The following is a 14,151-nucleotide window of genomic DNA, read 5'->3' as shown; positions in this document are numbered from 1 at the left end:
GCGCTTTTTGCACCAACCTGTTATCATGCAGAATTTAGATGAATTACAAGCTTGGTGCGCGCTGTGGCGAATGCCACGCATAGGCGCCAAACGGTTTCAAAAAATTCTCGACGCCTTCGGAGAACCGAAGGCTTTTTTTTGCGCGTCGAGCACGGACAAAAAACGCGCAGGCACGACCATTTCACCCAGCGATATAACGAACGCCTTTCACGACGCAGAAACCGACATAGATTGGCTACAGAAAAACGCTAACGCACATATTCTAACCCTAGCCAGCCCAGAGTATCCAGCCCTACTTCGCACCATTGCCGACCCGCCACCGTTGTTGTTTATTCGAGGCGACATCGAATACCTTAACGCGCCGCAGCTGGCCATCGTTGGTAGCCGCTCACCCTCTCACGAGGGTATCGATAATGCCCATGCCTTTGCCGCTTTTTTGGCCAAGCAAGGGCTTGTCATTACTAGCGGACTCGCCACTGGGATAGACGGCGCAGCACATCAAGGCGCATTGGAACAAGGGCAAACGATTGCCGTCATGGGGACGGGCCCCGATCGAATTTATCCCGCCAAACACCATGATTTGGCACACCAAATCACAGACGCAGGTTGCGTAGTCACCGAATTACCCGTTGGCACACCTGTCTTGCCACAAGCTTTCCCTAGACGAAATCGCATCATTAGCGGGCTAACCTTGGGCACGCTGGTGATAGAGGCTTCATTAAAAAGCGGGTCACTCATTACTGCACAAACCGCACTCGAGCAAGGTCGAGAAGTTTTTGCCATCCCAGGCTCTATCCACAACCCACTCGCCCGAGGCTGTAACCATCTGATTCGAAAGGGTGGAAAACTGGTGGAAACGGCAAACGATATCTTTGAAGAACTACAAGCGCAACTTTTAACGTTTGTAGAAAGTCAAAAATCTGATACGCTAGAAAAAGTAAATATTGATTTGGCGCATCATCCAATCGACACGCCGCCGCGTTTTGCTGATTTGCCCGCTAGTGTGACAGATGACCCTGAGAAGTCCGCACTTTGGCAAGCATTGACTTTTGAACCGCAGCCCGTCGATTTGATTGCCAAGCGTAGCGGTTTGCCTGCTGGACAAGTCTCTTCTATCTTGTTGATACTTGAGCTGGATGGACACGTCACCAAACAAGCGGGTGGTCGCTACCAGAAAAAGACACACTAACATCGACCAATACAAAAGACACAATACACACAACACAATACACACAACACAATAAACAACAGCACAACCGACACAAGCCACAGATTAAAACGAGCACACAACGAGCAAACACATGCAACAAGACAATTATTCTATCTTAGACACGTTACTCTACTTGTTTGATCATATTATTTATGAGCAAAAGGGTAACGCCAGTCTCAACGAAATGCAACAAACGCTCAATGAGGCGGGCTTTACTGAAAAAACCATCAATCGTGCGCTCGATTGGTTTGTTGACTTAAACGACATCCAGCAAAACCATCATTTTTTGCAGCTACCCAGCCAACAAAGCATCCGTTGGTTTAGCGCGGCTGAAAAACAAAAAATCTCAGTCGAAAGTCGCGGCTTTATCAACAAACTCACACAAATGCACGTCATCGATGCGCCACTGCGTGAAACCATTATCGCCAAACTCATGACGCTAGACGAGTCCAAATTATTACTCGAAGACGTCATGTGGGTCGCGCTGATGAGCCTTTATCATCGCCAAGACAAAGTCGCCGATAGAGAATGGTTATCTCATTTGCTGAGCGACGAAATTTCACCCGCTGTATTTCATTGATGCAACACGCCTCAAAAAACGAATAGCAAAACGAATAGCAAAACGAATAGCAAAACGAACAACAGAACAAATATACAAACAAAAACACCATTAAACCCATTACTAACAACGCCACAAACCCATAGCACATAGCGAAAAAATATCTAAATTATGACAAAAAACGTACTCGTGGTGGAATCACCTGCTAAAGCCAAAACCATCAACAAATACCTAGGCAAGGATTTCACGGTATTAGCCTCGTATGGCCATGTTCGCCAACTACGAAAAAAAACTGACGCGGTTGACCCCAATAACCATTTTGCAATGGATTACGAAGTCTCGCCTGACGCAAAGCGCCACATTAACGCGATTATCAGTGCGCTACGCGATGCGGATACGCTTTATCTCGCGACTGACCCTGATAGAGAAGGCGAAGCCATATCTTGGCATCTATACGAAGTCCTCAAGCAGCAGGGCAAGCTGAAAGACAAAGCAACTAGCCGCGTAGTTTTCAATGAAATTACTGAATCGGCTATCAAACAAGCCATCAAAAATGCGCGCAGCATCTCTATGGATTTAGTCAATGCCCAACAAGCACGCAGCGCACTGGATTTTTTAGTTGGCTTTAATTTATCACCACTGCTGTGGCGCAAGGTCCAATCAGGATTGTCCGCAGGACGTGTACAATCGCCTGCTTTGCGGCTGATTTGCCAGCGCGAAGCAGAAATAGACGCCTTTGTTAGCCAAGAATTTTGGCAAATCAAGGCTGGACTGCAGAAATCGCAACACACTTTTGAAGCCAAACTAACGACATTTCAGGATGTTAAGCTAAAACAATTTGACATCAATAGCGCAGAACAAGCAAGCCAAACGGTTGCGCAGATCAAAGCAGCCGCTGACGGCAAGCTCACCGTTGCCGACATCGAGAAAAAGGAACGCAAACGCAACCCATCGCCGCCTTTTATTACCTCGACACTGCAACAAGAAGCCGCTAATAAATTAGGCTTTGGCGCAACACGCACGATGCGGCTCGCGCAAAAACTCTACGAGGAAGGCAAAATCACCTATATGCGTACGGACTCTGTCAGCTTATCGAACGATGCCATTTCTCAGTTTAGACAGCATATTCAAACCACTTTTGGCGATGATTATCTCCCCGACAAACCGCGACGCTTTAAAACCAAGTCTAAAAACGCCCAAGAGGCGCACGAAGCCATTCGCCCAACCTCGGCGAGTCAATCCCCACAGCGGCTTCGCAGCCTGCTCGACAACGACTTGTGGCGGCTCTATGATTTGATCTGGAAACGCGCCATTGCGTCGCAAATGACACCCGCTATACTGGATACCGTAGGGGTCACGTTTGCGTGCGGCACGACCGCTACATTCAAAGCCAGCGGCTCGACTATCAAGCACCCTGGTTTTTTGGCCGTTTATCAAATTGGCATCACAAAAACCGAGAACACCCCAAATAACGCCGACGCCGACAACACTGATAACGCCGAGACGACTGGCGACAGCGGCACGATTCTTCCGCCGCTTAGCGTTGGTGAGACACTGCAACTAACCGATATTATTCCATCACAGCATTTCACCGAGCCGCCGCCCCGCTACAGCGAAGCAACCCTAGTTAAGGCATTAGAAGAATACGACATCGGTCGCCCCTCTACCTACGCATCGATTATTCAAACGCTACTCAATCGCGAATATGTCATTAGTGACAAACGCCGACTATCGCCGACTGCCACAGGAAAAATCGTTAATTTGTTTTTAACCAAACATTTTAGCCGTTACGTTGACTATGACTTTACCGCAAAACTCGAAGACGAGCTAGATGTCGTTGCCGATGGCAAAAAGGACTGGCTGACCCTGCTAGACGAATTTTGGCAGACTTTTTCAAAAAATGTTGAGGAAAAAATGGCCGTGCCGCGCGAAGAAGTCATGCAAGCACGAGAACTCGGCATTGACAAAAAAACGGGTAAACCCGTTTCGGTGCGGTTTGGTCGCTATGGGCCTTTTGTCCAATTAGGCACCAAAGAAGACGAAGAAAAGCCGCAATTTGCTAGCCTTATTGGCGATTTGGCGTTTGATGAAATCACGCTAGAACAGGCATTAAAATTATTTGAACTGCCCCTCAATCTCGGCGATTACGAAGGCCATGCCGTCGAAGTCAACGAAGGCCGTTACGGCCCCTACGTCAAATACGATGGTCAGTATATTTCACTGGGCAAAAGCAAAAATCCGTTTACCGTCAGCTACGACGAAGCGGTTGAGCTAATTATTGCCAAACAAAAAGCCGACGCCCCAATTGCAGAATACGAAAGCAAACCCGTACAAAAAGCCGTTGGTCGATTTGGCCCATACCTTAAATGGAACAATCTGTTTATTAATATCCCCAAAAAATATGACTACGACAATCTAAGCCACGAGGATATTGTCACCCTTATCGAAGACAAAAAACGTAAGGAAAAGGAAAAACTCATCCACCACTGGCCAGAGGCAGGTATTCGCGTCGAAAAAGCGCGCTGGGGCCGATTTAACATCATCAAAGGCAAAACCAAAGTTGAGCTGGGCAAGGATTTTGACGTCGAAAAACTCACGCTAGAAGCCGCAACCAAGCTAATCGAGCAGAAGAAACCCACGAAAAAAACCGCCAAAAAAGCAACAGCCAAGAAACCTGCCGCTAAAAAGCCTGCCGCTAAAAAGCCTGCTGCTAAGAAAGCAACCACTAAGAAAGCAACCACCACGAAAACCACAAAAACGACGACGAAAAGCACCAGTAGCAAATAGCGGCGGTAGTTGTAGTAGTCAAAACCAAACCCTACGCACCCCTACGCACCGAAAGGCATAGCGGCAATCATACCTCAGCGATTGTACCGTGGCGTGTATATCTCAGTGCGGTTAAGTCTGGTGTCTGGTGTCTGGTGAATTTGGTGTCTGGTGAGCCTGATAAAAAGTATGGCCTATCAGCGTATGCCCTATCAGTGGCGTACTACCAATTGCGTCACGCTATATGTTACGTTGATTGACCCGTGCACTTAACTGCTCAGCGCTTTCGACACGCTCCGAATAACGATCAACCATATATTCTTTATGGTCTCGCAGCAATAACGTAAACTTCATCAGCTCCTCCATCACATCCACAATACGATTATAGTACGCAGAGGGCTTCATGCGATTATCATCATCAAACTCCAAAAACGCCTTCGCCACAGACGATTGATTCGGAATCGTCACCATACGCATCCAGCGTCCCAATATACGCAATTGATTTACCGTATTAAACGACTGCGAACCGCCGCACACTTGCATCACTGCTAGCGTCTTACCTTGCGTCGGGCGCACCGCACCAATACTCAGCGGCACCCAGTCTATCTGACTCTTAAATATACTCGTCATCGAACCATGACGCTCCGGCGAACACCATACCTGCCCCTCTGACCAGGTCATTAACTCGCGCAACTCCTGCACCTTGGGATGCGAGCCATCATCACTATCCGTTTGCGGCAATCCATGCGGATTAAAAATACGCGCCTGCGCCCCCATCGCCGTTAATAACCGCGCACACTCCTCAACCACCAAGCGGCTAAATGAGCGCGCTCTAAGCGACCCATACAACAATAGTATACGCGGTTCATGTGTCGAGGCCGTCGATGGCGTGTGCATAAAATGCGCCTGCTCTGGAACCTTGAAATGTTCAAATTCAATGTTTTTTAACTCACTTTGCGACATTAGACAATCTCCCCAATTTGCCGTAATTGCGACACGAAATCCTCACCCTGAGCCCCAAGTTCGACAATCGCCTTTAGCGCCGCCACGCGTTTTTCAATAACCGAAATACACTGCAAAAACGCCTGCTCGGTTGCCGCATCAGAATCCGTGTTTTTCGATGGGTCATTCAGCCCCCAATGTAATTTAATACTTTTGCCAAAATAAACCGGACACGATTCCCCCGCCGCCGAGTCGCATAACGTCACCACCACATCCGGGGCAAAATCCGCAAAATCATCCCACGATTGACTGCGAAGATGCGCGGTTTTATAACCCGATTGCGCCAAATATTTCAGCGTCAGCGGATGCACCTCCCCAGCCGGCGCACTGCCCGCGCTTTTCGCCGTAATCACATCACCGGCTAAGTCATTGGTAATCGCCTCAGATAAAATACTGCGACAGCGATTATGCGTACAAATATAGAGAATTTTCATCACTGACCCTTATCATTAACCACAATTACGCGTTTGCGCCTGAGACGATTTAACGCGCTTAAGCGCCGCCGAAAAATAATCACCATTTTGCGCCGCCGTCAGCAACACCACCTCCCGCGCCCAACTCGGCAAATCCGGATGCAAACGATAATACACCCACTTCCCCCGACGCTCATCCAAAAGCACACCACAGCTACGCAACTGCGCCAAATGCCGCGACACCTTAGGCTGCTCCATCGAAAGCCCCACCATCAAATCACAAACACAAAGCTCCCCACACACCGCAATCAACAACACCGACTGCAACCGCGTCTCATCCGCCAAACATTTATAAAAACTAACCGGGGTCATAATTTATATATTCGTTTTTTCATATATGTGGATTATCGCATATATGGGGTTAAATGCAAGCTAGGCATAGACAATACTAGTTTACTATTTTGCAATCACTTTTAACCTATCAAACAATTTGTCAATATATCCATTCCGGTCATCCGTCATGAAGAGCACATGATTGGCTTCCAGCTCTTCCTGCGAGATTCCCCAACGAAGATGTGGGTATTTTGTCCACGACAGAATAAAACTGTTGAGAATGACATCCGGGTTGGCAAAGCGCATTTCGATATCTTTGATGCGCTTGTGGAATTGCACCTTCTCACTCGCAGGGCCTTCGTGAAGCAGCCCGTGCGGCTCAATGAAGGTGACATATTGTTTGCCATCAACAATCATCCACAGAATAAAGTCGGGATGGAAATTACCCGCCTCAAAAAAACCCACACCTTTTCCACGACTTAAGTTTCTAAGCAAAAAGAGTTCAACACCGTCCTTTTGAAGTTGGTCAGTATTGGTTTCGGACCATTCTTTTAGATCCGTCACAAATTGAAATTCACTTTGGTTCAGCGCTACTGGCAAAATAGTAATTTTTCCACCTTTTCTTACATGGAAGAGCGGCGCAAAAAGATGCATCCCGAATTTACAGGCTTGGAGCTCGCCTGCTTTAAGCAGTGATTGCTTGTTTTCCTCCAGTTCTTTTTGCACTTTAATAATTCCAGAAATTACCTGTTCTTCACTGCCATCGACGATGAGTTGATAAAAATCTTCCTGAGGGATATTGTCATCTTCCGGCGTAAGCTCTCTTAGCTCAAGGCGTGGTTCAATAAATGACCGTTTACAATAGTTGTAATAATGATCGCAGAACCTCTTGAGGAGTTCGGTTGCCACCTGTTGCAATAATAAAACATCATCAAAACTAGTTGGTTCCAATCGGCTGGTCGGCAGATAGAGGGTGTACCATGTTGTATCAGCAAGGAGCTTTTGGATACCTGTTTTATCAATATTCAGGTTGTACCAACTTCTCTCACGCTTGAACTGCTCGAGTTCGAAATACAACGCATCCATATTCAGTAGCGAGATATGCCTGTCAGCCAATTTCACATCATCTTTTTTGATCGCCTCGGCAGTCTTCTTTGAGTGGATGGATTGAATACGCGGATACCAGTCAGACACAACCGGGTGTAGCTGAAGATACTCTGTTAGCTGACCCAAGCTGGGGACGGGAGCATCCTTTTTAAAGTCATATTCTTTTCCGTCATCCGCTTTTCGTTTTGGCCTGATAATCTGTAACTTTTTGCCGAAGTCATAGGTGACATTCAGCGGTATGGTAAACACACGTCTGCGCTCATTGCCGGGCAATCCTTCATCGGCAAGGAATTGGCGGAATTTCTCCATAAAATCAGCTTCCACACCGAATACGTTCAGCGTCTCCAGTTCCTCGATATATGAAGGAATGGACGCAGCATAGCTATGCCCACTTCGCTTGAGACTCCATTGGTATCCTTTCAGTCGCACGCCACGTCCAAAAAGCTGAATAATTTGTGCCCCTTCGCTTTTACCAACATGCATTAAACCAAGGGTACTCACTCGCCAGCAGTCCCAGCCTTCGACAAACTTCTTTGAGCCGATAAGCAGGTTGACTGGGGAGGCGGAATCCTTAACAGAATCAAAGGCCGCTTCCGAGAAGTCGCTATCCTCAACAGACAGTGACAAACCATCTTGTTTCGCTACACTTTCAATATGCTCCGCAAGCGCTTTAGCATCACCAACATTAATCAGCCCAAAAGGTGTCTCTGACGTGCCGACCCGCAGCGCAATTTCCCCAGATTCTCCTTTTACGCGATCAAGGGCAAGATGCCCGCCGGTGTTTGTGTTGAACAGCAATTGAAGGATATTTTTGTAAAGATCGTCATAAGAAAGCCCTGCGTTCATTGTTTTGGCCAGCCATGTAAATGAGCCTTCAAAAATATCAACGCCATTACTATCCAATAGACCGGTGTCCTGTCCGTTTCCGGTCAGAATTTCCTCCATACGCTTGCAAGCCTTATCTTTGTTCGAGAGAAAATCGGCTATGAATGCGATAATCTGGGCCACATCGGTGGCGACAATCTGTTCGTCCTTCCCGAGCTTGCCACCGGTTACGGTGCTCCCAACAAAAACCCATAAAGGCTTCTCAATATTAAAAGGATGCAATTCCTCGCGCTTGTCCTCATAGATATCAAGCTGCTGATAGAACTTAAGCAGACAGGCGGTTAAATAGACGGCTTTTAAATCCTCAAATGATTTTGGTAAGTTGAGAATTTGATAGTCTTTGCCAAAGCCATCCTCATAAAACCAACGGTAGGAGTAGTCAAAAACAACCGTTTTTGCATAGTCGTCTTCGTGTCCCGTACCGGAAACGGCCTGATCAAAGGTTGCCGAGTATTCGAAGGTAAAGCCTTTTTCACATAGCATGGCACGGTTTTTAAACCATGCGTTTTCATCCGTCTTGGCGTTTTTCCCTGAAAGGCCGCGATGCCCTTCGTCAACAAGCAGCAAATTCTGATCGCCAAGACTGCGAGTTGCAATTGTTCCCGGTCCTTCTTTATGACCTAATTTTGTAATCTCAACTACATCAATGTCAGCCGTTGAAATTTGTTTTTTTTCAAGTAACGCCGAATTAATATTACTTTCATGAAATTCGGTTAAATGTTGATTACTTAGACGCTCATTGGGTGAGATAAGAACTGCTCTGGAGAGATTCTTCTCTTTGCCGTATTTTTTTGAGTAGTGCTTATACTGCAGGTAATTGACATGCATCAGCAGCGTTTTGCCTGAGCCAGTGGCATTCTGCAAAGAGAGCTTGTTCAGCTCGTCTTCATTGAAATAGGCCATATCGGCATATTCCAAGTAGCGGCTGTTAAAACGGTCAACATACTCGTTTAGCGCAGCGAGCAAAGACTCCCGGTCACTGAAATAACGGTCGAGATAGATTTCAACAAACAAAAGCGAAAGCCACTGATAATACTTCCAGACCACGGGACGATGACGCTTGGCATTGATCGCTTGAGTGTGTCTGACAATATTCTCTTCATAGGCCAGCAACTGTGATTTGCTCAGTTGTACACCATCATCCCAAAACAGATTGCTGTTAACCAGTGCATGGTAGAAGTTGTGTAGATTATCCTTGTCGAAACCTTCCAGCTTGGGATGACGAATAGGCTCAGCCAGTTTGTGAAAGGGACGTATCGATGCGTCTTCGGCAAGCGGATCAATACCGAACAAGCTCATCAGCCATTGATTCAGGAGAAGCTTGTCCCTGAATTTATGCTGTTTAGGTCCTTTGGATTTTTGTTTTGCCATTACGTGTCTCCCTCTTTTGGGGTGGCTTCTATCTGTTTCAATAGACGATCGAAGTCGCTCTCAAAAAGCCGATCCTGAATGGTACGGTATTTTTCAAACTCGCTTTCAGCATGGGCCTTGGCAATTTCCGCCGTTACCCTTCCAACATCTTGCAGGATTTTGCGGTCGGTAGCTTCTATGAATTTATTCAGCCGTGTTTCCCAATCCTGCATTGTCATAGGCATCTTGCGCAAGGCCATGTCTTCAGCCACATCCAGATAAGCGTTCACCAATCGGCTCAATTGTGCCATTTCGTTTTCGGTCAGGTAATTTTTGGCTACACTGACGTCAAACTTCTGGATTTTACCTTTTGGAGCGTCCTTCCAGGTCGTCAGGCCCATGTTTTGTTTTTGATGGTCCGCCCGATCAACGATCACTTCGGCAGCGGTCTGTCCATGAATAGCCCAATGCAGCTTGTTTTGTACGGTTGCAAAAAAGCGTTTGGTCGCCTGAGCAGTCACATCATAGTCAATGGACGTCGCGTAAATGTCGGTAATCTTCTGGTAGAATTTGCGCTCAGAAAGACGTATTTCCCGAATACGTTCCAGCTGCTCTTCAAAGTATTGTTCCGTTAGAATCGAACCGCCGCTTTTGATGCGCTCGTCATCCATCACATAGGCTTTGATGGTATACTCCTTTATGATGGTGGTGGCCCACTTTCGGAATTGGACGGCACGTTCCGAGTTGACCTTATAACCGACCGCAATAATGGCCGATAGATTATAGTGCAAGGTGTTGTAATTTTTGCCATCGGCGGCAGTTATCCGGAATTTCCGGATAACTGAATCTTCCTGCAACTCGCTGTCAGCAACAATCTTTTTCAGGTGTTCATTCACCGTGCGCACATTGACGTCGTAGAGCACGCCCATCATCTTTTGGGACAGCCAGATGTTTTCATCCGCGTATACCGCCTCAACGCCACCGTCGCCGGTTGCCGCCACAAAGGTCAAATATTCAGCCGCCGATGAACGGATGAGATCTGTTTCGCTCTTGCGAGAAAGGGGTATCCGTTTTTTATCCGCTTTCTTCATTTCCCCATTCCCCCTTCATCATTCCACATTTTCTTGTGGAACTCCTCTTCAATGAGGCGGACCTTCCAGTTCTCGTCATCCTTTTTCAGGTTGGGCAGGTTGTTGGAGCCGTTGACATAGATGGTGTCGTATTCAAAGTCGCGGGTTGAAATGCGGTATTTTTCGAACCACTCGTCCAGCATCAGGTTATCTTCTTCCAGATTACCGGTGAGCTTACGCCACACGATCAGCACACGCTCTTTCTGACCGTTGTTCGGGTTCATCGGATCGGCTGGAACCCAGCCTTCCAGCTTGCGGAACCACCAGATTTTACAATGATCAGTAGACAATGAACAATTATCAGTATTGCCATTTTTGTTCATTGTTAATTGTTCATTGTTGATTGTCTTAATTTTTCCATCCACCACCAGCTTAGTATGCTGGTCTTCGGGCAGTTCAGGATCGGGCTTGCGGGTAAAGCTGGCAGTAAAGGTCTGCGGGGCGGCCATGTTTTCAAGGCGCAGGCCAAGCAAGTAATTAAAGGTTTCTATCAGGTCGATATTTTTTGTGACCTGTTCATCACTGCCGGGTCTTTTCACCAGAAGGGAGTAGGCCGTTGGGTCAGCAAAAGCATCTATATTCAACAAACTCTGACTGCCCCGGGTTTCCACATTCAGCAGATAGCGGAGCATGTAGTCCTCTTTAAGCGATGGGTTGCTTTCGATGGCTTTGCCACGAACAGGATTTTCGTCAAAGACAAGGTTGTTCAGTGTGTCTTCGTAGGATTCAAGACGGATATATTTGAAGCAGTGAGAGATGCCTGTGTCACGACTTGTCGGTTTGCCGTTTTTCCAGTCTGGGGAATAGATGACTTTTTGCGTTCTAGGCTTAAGAACATTGTTGAAGTGTGCTCCCATTTCAGCCAGCACATATTTACGTATTCCATCATCTTCTTTATTTAGCTCAATCGTTGCATGTGCAGTTGTTCCAGAACCTCCAAAATAATCGAGAACTACAGATTCTTTACTGTTTGCGGTAGCAAGATAAACACATCGCTTCACAAGCTTTATTGACTTTGGAAAATCAAAGAGTTTGCTTCCGAGAATATTAATTAGAAGTGTGTTCCCATAATTGCCTGCATCAAATTCACCCCCATTCCAGAAGGTCTTTGGGACTGTAAGCTCGTGTGTTAAAAAGAGGTCTAAGGTGTTATCAACCTTTTGAATAGTAACCCGTTGCAAGTTTTCATGTATTGAGTCCAGTCCAAAATTCCAACGCCTTTCAACTCCGTCTTGATCAATTGGCCAAATTTCAATTTCGCCAGAATCAGTGCTCACATTTCTTCCTGAAGGATGAAAATCATCAGGCGGGACCTCACCAACTCGAACTATTTTGCCGTCTTTCACATATATTGGATAAAAAGAAAGACGACGCTCAGTTCTAAGTGAATTTTCACCCCAACGACGCATTTTTCTAGGTGTCTTATTTTCCTCAAGAGTCCTAGCTATTGCGGCCTTATCATCTTCCTTTGTCAGGAATAGACAGTATTCATGAACGCGGTTAAAATCTTTAGTAATAGAACCTTTCGGATTGTGAACAACTGTTACCTTTGAAAACCTGTATTCGGGATATACTCCTTCGATGACTTGAGACAGGTTAACCATCTCTGCATCGTCAATTGCTACTGCCTTTATGCCATTAATCTTGTTCATTAGGTTCCTTGATGTAGCAAGCCTATCAAACATCAAAGATGCCCATGAAGAATGCTTATACTCATTCTTATATAGGATTGGTGTGGATGCTGTGTTGTAAGGAGGGTCTATATAGATAAACTTAACCTGCTCCCGATACCGCTCCTGCAACAGGTTCAAAGCCTGAAAATTCTCCGAATGAATCAGCAGGCCATCGCACTGTTCGTCAAAGTCCTCGATTGACGCAATCAACTTTGCCTTAAAATCACTGCTGAAAAATGCAGTATCCAATACCAGTTTGTCGTTCGCTTTCAGGAAGTCGGTCGTCAGCGGAACCGAATATTCCGGCGACCCCATACCGGGCAATCCTCCGGCGTCGCTCTTTATCTCATCAATGGCAAAGAGCTTTACCCATTCTTCACGCTGCGCATCGTTGGCTGCAATTTCTTCGTACAACTCTTGGGGAATACGATCCAGCGTAATGCAGTAGTTGGTCTCGGTGACGAACTTCTTTTTCAGCCAGAGCTTTTTCTGAAAATCTTCCAGCTGGGCGAGGAAGTCGATCAGCTTGGTGGCAATCTTGCGGATGACCTTGAGCTTGGCCAGATAGTTTTCCACGGCAGGGGCATCGGCATTTTCGATATCATCAAGGTGCATCACCTCGTTTTTGATATAGAAGTCCAGCTCTCGTTTAAGGAAGCCTGAAAGGTCTTTATGGATGAAGTAGTCGCAGGTGTTGCGGGCGGTGTACTGGTTGATATATTTCGCCAGTAGCGGTCTGTTGGAAATCTTGTCTGTCGGTGCATGCAGGCCCAATGCGCTGAGATATTCTTTGGCCTTTTCTGACCCGGAAGCAGCCTCAATAACCTTCGCAGCAATGGCCAGATTCGGCATAGCCCCTTTGTTCAGGCTCTTGCCGAATTTTTCTTTCAATGCCTTCTCTGTATCGGCATCAACGTCATTCTTCCCTCCGGGTAGCGCTTTGTATTCAAAATTGATAACCAGCTCATCTGCATCGTTGAACTCCACCGGATTTTCCTCGTGCAGAATGAAAAACCGCTTTTTTTCTTCGGCAGCCTTTACATTGCCATGCTCACCTTCGCTGGCATCGACAATACGGAAATGCACCTTGAGCGTTTTTTCCGGGATGCCGTTTAGAACCCTTTCTCCATCCGACATCTTACGGATTTCAGCAGCCTGGGTAATATCGAAGCTGTAGTTGGAAAAGTATTCTGCCGTTTTAATGTAGTATTGGTCCGCATTGGCCCAGTGCAGCTTAACCTCCTCGCCATTGTATGGAATGGCAAAGGGAGCGGCCTTTCCGGCGTTCTCTCGGGCGTAATACCGGCGAGATATAAAATCGCCTTCGTCATAATATCGTTCAAAGAAACGGTACAGATGGTCATACACGTCGGATTCAGCGGTGGCTCCGTCGCGCAGGGCATCCAGTGCCGCCTTGGCTTTTTTTACCGGTTCTGTCTCTTCGGGATTTGGCGCTCCGAAGTCTTTGGCGGTTTGAATTGCTTTTTCCACGGCAGCGGCGAGTTCAGCCTTTCTGCCTTCATCAACCTGCCCGAAGGCATCCTCAATAATCTGCAGGAGATCTTTATCGATGAAGGACTTCACCTGCTGGGATTTAGCCTGCATGATGCGATAGAATCCAAAATCAAGATCCGGCTGATCCAGCTGGAACAGCTCCGTCAGCTTGGCCATAAGCTTGTTTCTCAGTTTTTCGGTAGTCGGCATAAATTCAATCTCCTGTATT

General features: G+C 46.7%; 9 protein-coding genes. 3 read left to right on the top strand and 6 right to left on the bottom strand.

The window, feature by feature from the left end; genetic code table 11:
* Positions 1-25: 25 nt before the first annotated feature.
* The 3 genes from dprA to topA all read left to right on the top strand — a co-directional run bounded on the left by dprA (position 26) and on the right by topA (position 4,556).
* Complete coding sequence (gene dprA, locus GCU85_RS05340) at positions 26-1,189, top strand: DNA-processing protein DprA (protein WP_152810120.1); 1,164 nt, start codon at positions 26-28, stop codon at positions 1,187-1,189.
* 112 nt (positions 1,190-1,301) lie between these two features.
* On the top strand, positions 1,302-1,790 hold the full coding sequence (locus GCU85_RS05335; protein ID WP_152810118.1) for a DUF494 domain-containing protein: 489 nt from the start codon (positions 1,302-1,304) through the stop codon (positions 1,788-1,790).
* A 150-nt stretch (positions 1,791-1,940) separates the two neighbouring features.
* On the top strand, positions 1,941-4,556 hold the full coding sequence (gene topA / locus GCU85_RS05330) for a type I DNA topoisomerase (RefSeq protein WP_152810117.1): 2,616 nt from the start codon (positions 1,941-1,943) through the stop codon (positions 4,554-4,556).
* Between the two features lie 219 nt (positions 4,557-4,775).
* On the opposite strand, the gene arsH is transcribed toward topA, so the two are convergent.
* The 6 genes from arsH to GCU85_RS05300 all read right to left on the bottom strand — a co-directional run bounded on the left by arsH (position 4,776) and on the right by GCU85_RS05300 (position 14,132).
* Positions 4,776-5,498: an arsenical resistance protein ArsH gene (gene arsH, locus GCU85_RS05325; RefSeq protein ID WP_152810115.1), complete on the bottom strand. Its 723-nt coding sequence runs from the start codon at positions 5,496-5,498 to the stop codon at positions 4,776-4,778.
* Positions 5,498-5,971: an arsenate reductase ArsC gene (locus tag GCU85_RS05320; protein ID WP_152810113.1), complete on the bottom strand. Its 474-nt coding sequence runs from the start codon at positions 5,969-5,971 to the stop codon at positions 5,498-5,500. The genes arsH and GCU85_RS05320 overlap by 1 nt, the downstream gene beginning before the upstream one ends.
* 15 nt (positions 5,972-5,986) lie before the next feature.
* On the bottom strand, positions 5,987-6,322 hold the full coding sequence (locus GCU85_RS05315) for a metalloregulator ArsR/SmtB family transcription factor (protein WP_152810111.1): 336 nt from the start codon (positions 6,320-6,322) through the stop codon (positions 5,987-5,989).
* Between the two features lie 84 nt (positions 6,323-6,406).
* Positions 6,407-9,646 (bottom strand): DEAD/DEAH box helicase family protein, encoded by a 3,240-nt coding sequence (locus GCU85_RS05310; protein WP_152810109.1) that lies wholly within the window; start codon positions 9,644-9,646, stop codon positions 6,407-6,409.
* Entirely contained in the window at positions 9,646-10,716 is a 1,071-nt protein-coding gene (locus GCU85_RS05305) for a virulence RhuM family protein (RefSeq protein WP_152810107.1), read from the bottom strand. The genes GCU85_RS05310 and GCU85_RS05305 overlap by 1 nt, the downstream gene beginning before the upstream one ends.
* Positions 10,713-14,132 (bottom strand): site-specific DNA-methyltransferase, encoded by a 3,420-nt coding sequence (locus GCU85_RS05300; protein ID WP_218110560.1) that lies wholly within the window; start codon positions 14,130-14,132, stop codon positions 10,713-10,715. Before GCU85_RS05300 ends, GCU85_RS05305 begins: the two co-directional genes overlap by 4 nt.
* Between the last annotated feature and the right edge of the window lie 19 nt (positions 14,133-14,151).

Source organism: Ostreibacterium oceani (assembly GCF_009362845.1).
Classification (GTDB): domain Bacteria; phylum Pseudomonadota; class Gammaproteobacteria; order Cardiobacteriales; family Ostreibacteriaceae; genus Ostreibacterium; species Ostreibacterium oceani.
Note: the sequence above shows the minus strand (reverse complement) of the source record. Positions and strands in the feature narration are given on the sequence as shown.